This window comes from Streptomyces sp. CO7 (assembly GCF_053474865.1).
Window position 1 is genome coordinate 1,403,241 of sequence record NZ_JBRIOU010000002.1, and the last position, 3,452, is coordinate 1,406,692.

A 3,452-nucleotide genomic window follows, 5' to 3' on the forward strand; every position below is an offset into this window, starting at 1 on the left:
GCCGGCGACGGGTGGGATGCCGTCGACCAGGGCGAGGGTCTGAGTGACGTCGTTGACATTGGCCGCGGTGGTGATCACCTTGAGTGGTGTGCCGGGTCCGTCGCAGATCAGGTGGTGTTTGCTGCCCGTCTTCCTGCGGTCGACCGGCGACGGACCGGTGTCGGCTCCCCTTTTTGGCGCGGACATGGGAACCATCGACGCATGCCCTGGACCAGTCCAGCTCGCCGACCGCGTTCAGCTTGGCGAGCAGGATGCGGTGCAGCCGGCCGAAGACTCCGGCCTGCTGCCACCGCTCGAGGCGCCGCCAGCAGGTCTGGCCCGAGCCGAACCCCAGCTCCAACGGCAGCAGCTGCCAGGCGATGTCGTTGTACGGCACGTACAGAATGCCCTGCAGGCACAGCCGGTCTGGCACGGGCCGCGGGCCGGGAGCCTTCTCGGGCCAAGGCGGCAGGAGCGGCTCGATCAGCGCCCATAGGTCATCGGACACGATCCACGGCCGGGTAGTCACACCATCCCGAACGGCCGAATCGTCACACCGGTCACGGCCTACTAGGACCGTTCAACAAGATCGTGTTACGTGCTCGACGGACAGGACAACGCGTTTCGCGTCCAGCAAGCAGGCGAGGCCGACTTCCGCGCACTGGGCATCAGGACTGGTTGAGCGCGGAAGCCAGTCGGCACAACCCTTCACTTCGCGTAGCACTCGCGCGGTTGGTCTCGATGTAGTGGCGATGGGTCATATCTGATAGAGCGTCATGTCGCCGGACATCCACATGACCCCCGAGGAGGGTCTGCGCGCCCACCTCGACCTCCAGGGCGGCAGCCCCGGCGGCGTACTGCTCCCCATTCACTGGGGCACCTTCAACCTGGCCCTGCACCCGTGGGCGGAGCCGGCGGAGTGGATCCACGACGTGGCCGGGGAGGCGGGCCAGGCGGTGGCGTTCCCGCGCCCCGGCGAACCCTTCACGCCGGGCGGCGACCTGCCGGCCGAGCCGTGGTGGCGCGCCGTCTGCGCACCGGTCGACCGGCACTGGCGCCGGCGGACGGCTCCGGAGCCCGAGGCATCCTCCACGGCCGGTGCCTAGCCGCGGGGGAGTCGGGTGACGTCCCGCGCGGTGCGTGCTCCCCGGGCAGGGTGATCCGTTGCCGTCCGGGGTACCGGGCGGCGCGGACGCCCCCCGGCACCGGCTCACCGCGGTGATCGTCCGGGGCTCGATCCGCTACGGTCGGAGCCATGACGGCTGCAGCTCCCAGGTCCACCCCGTCCCCCCTGAACGGCACGGTCGGTTCCCTGTTGCGGGGGTGGCGCGAGAGGCGCCGCATCAGCCAACTCGAGCTCGCCCTGCGGGCGGAGAGTTCGGCGCGGCACATCAGCTTCATCGAGACCGGTCGTGCCAGGCCGAGTCAGGGGATGGTGCTGCGGCTCGCCGAGCATCTGGAGGTCCCGGTACGGGAACGCAACTCGCTGCTCATCGCCGCCGGTTACGCCCCCGTCTACACCGAGAGGCCGCTGCACGACCCGGCCATGGCGGCCCTGCGCTCCCAACTGGACGGTCTGCTGGCCGCCTACGAACCCCACCCGGCGCTCGTCGTGGACGGTTCCTACGACGTGGTGGCCGCCAACAGCGGCATCGCCCTGCTGCTGCGCGGCGTGCCCGACCACCTGCTGCGGCCGCCGATGAACGCGCTGCGCCTGAGTCTGCACCCCCAAGGGCTCGCCCCCAGGATCCGCAACCTGGGGGAATGGCGGGCGCACCTGCTGGAGCGGCTGGAGCGCCAGCTCGCGCTACGGCCCTCGGCCTCGCTCCGCGAGCTGCACGAGGAGGTCTCCGCCTACCCCGTGCCGGACGGCGAGCCGGACGGCCGGCAGCCCGCCGGGGACGCCTACGCCTACGCGCTTCCCCTGCGCGTCGAACTGGACGGGCGGGTGCTGTCGTTCATCTCCACGCTCACCACGTTCAACACACCCATGGACGTGACCGTCTCCGAGCTGGCGGTGGAGACCCTGCTCCCCGCCGACCCGGAGACGGCGCAAGCGCTGCGGGCGATCACGGGCGGTGCCGCCGCCCGACCGTCACGCCCCGGGGAGGGCTGACGGTCCGCCCCGGAACCGGCGCAGTGCGACGAACTGCAGGACCGCGAAGCCTCCGACCGTCATCGCCTGCATCGGGATCCACACCGTGCCGAGCGTGGTGGGGGCGTCCAGCCACAGGACGAGCGCCAGGATGCTGAGCACCGTCCACACCAGGTTCGCGTCGATCACCGCCGTCACGGCGGTCACGGGAGGCGTGGGCCGGCTGGACAGCACGGCCACCGCGACGGCGAAGGCGACGAGGAAGACGCCCAGGCCGAACAGCAGATCGCTGCCCACCCCCAGCATTTCCCCGACGGGCCCGGAGGCCACCAGGTAGGCGATGCCGTTGACGCCGGTGACGGCGGCGTCGAGGGCGAGGAAGCGGGACAGCCACACTCGTGCGCCCTCCTGGGGGCGGACGGCGGTCGATACGTCGGTCGAGGTCATGGCGGGTGATCTCCTCGGAGGTCGTCGGCAGCGGTGGTGCGTCAGCGGTCTTGCGCCGTCGCGGTTCACACCCTCGCGCAGGGCCGGCGGACCGTCGATTACCGCAGAGGTAATGAGGCGCGACGCAGGCCGCCCGGACCACGTCGGCAAGATCTCCCGTCGGCGGGCCTTCGCGCCACGAAAGTTTCGCGTGCGGCGGGGCGGAACCACCTTTCCCTCCGGCGCCCGGTCGCGACCGGTTCAATGCCACTGCTCAGGGGCGTAGTTGGCGCTCCCTGACAGCAAGTGCACCAGTACGCGCCGCACCTCTTTACGGGCCCGACGGGTGTCTGTCACCATCCGTTCGCAAAACCTTGCAGCAAGATTCCGGCAGAACTTTCAACCGATCTTCCTCCCCCCGAGGCGGTCGGGTGTGCCCTCGTGCCTGACGGCGGCGCTCCCCACCGCCCAGTTCCCCCTGGAGATCACGCATGACGGAACGCAGATTCCCCGACCGGCTGCTGAGACGTGGACCGGCGGCCCTCACCGCCGCGGTCGCCGCGTTCAGCCTGCTCATGGCGATGCCGGCCACGTCCTTCCCGGGGACGGAGGCGACGGCGGCCGCGGGCGAGAACACGGCGACCGTCTTCTACTACACGAAGACGAAGAACTGGGCGGCGTACAACCTGCACTACGCCCCCGACGGCGGCTCCTGGACCACCGTCCCCGGGGTGGCGATGGAGGCCGCCTGCACGGACTGGGTCAAGAGGACCGTGACGCTCGGCGCGGCCGCCGGGCTGCAGGCCACGTTCACCAACGGCAGCGGCACCTGGGACAACAACGGCGGCAAGAACTACTCCCTGGGCACCGGCAGCATCACCGTCAAGGACGGGGTGGTGGCCCACAGCGACCCGTGCGCGGGCGGCACGGACCCCGATCCCAGCCCCAGCCC

Annotated in this window: 3 protein-coding genes and 2 pseudogenes; 3 read left to right on the forward strand and 2 right to left on the reverse strand. The window is 70.9% G+C overall.

Annotated elements, in window-relative coordinates:
* Nucleotides 1–508 (reverse strand): annotated as a pseudogene (locus ACOV8S_RS08390) (IS5 family transposase); the annotation flags it as partial.
* 253 nt (nucleotides 509–761) lie between these two features.
* Between ACOV8S_RS08390 and ACOV8S_RS08395 the strand changes: the two are divergent.
* A pseudogene (locus tag ACOV8S_RS08395) lies at nucleotides 762–1,085 on the forward strand (MBL fold metallo-hydrolase); the annotation flags it as partial.
* 149 nt (nucleotides 1,086–1,234) lie between these two features.
* Entirely contained in the window at nucleotides 1,235–2,095 is an 861-nt protein-coding gene (locus tag ACOV8S_RS08400; protein ID WP_448317044.1) for a helix-turn-helix domain-containing protein, read from the forward strand.
* On the opposite strand, the gene ACOV8S_RS08405 is transcribed toward ACOV8S_RS08400, so the two are convergent.
* Nucleotides 2,075–2,521, reverse strand: a complete 447-nt coding sequence (locus ACOV8S_RS08405; protein ID WP_448317045.1) for a hypothetical protein — start codon at nucleotides 2,519–2,521, stop codon at nucleotides 2,075–2,077. The two genes, ACOV8S_RS08400 and ACOV8S_RS08405, sit on opposite strands and share 21 nt — an antisense overlap.
* A 470-nt stretch (nucleotides 2,522–2,991) precedes the next feature.
* Between ACOV8S_RS08405 and ACOV8S_RS08410 the strand changes: the two genes are divergently transcribed.
* A partial coding sequence (locus tag ACOV8S_RS08410; RefSeq protein ID WP_448317047.1) for a carbohydrate binding domain-containing protein occupies nucleotides 2,992–3,452 on the forward strand: 461 nt, incomplete at its 3' end.

Excerpts from the sequence above, each read along its gene's own strand:
- ACOV8S_RS08400 (WP_448317044.1), top strand. The coding sequence starts at position 1,235 with ATGACGGCTGCAGCTCCCAGGTCCACCCCGTCCCCCCTGAACGGCACG.
- ACOV8S_RS08405 (WP_448317045.1), bottom strand. The coding sequence starts at position 2,521 with ATGACCTCGACCGACGTATCGACCGCCGTCCGCCCCCAGGAGGGCGCA.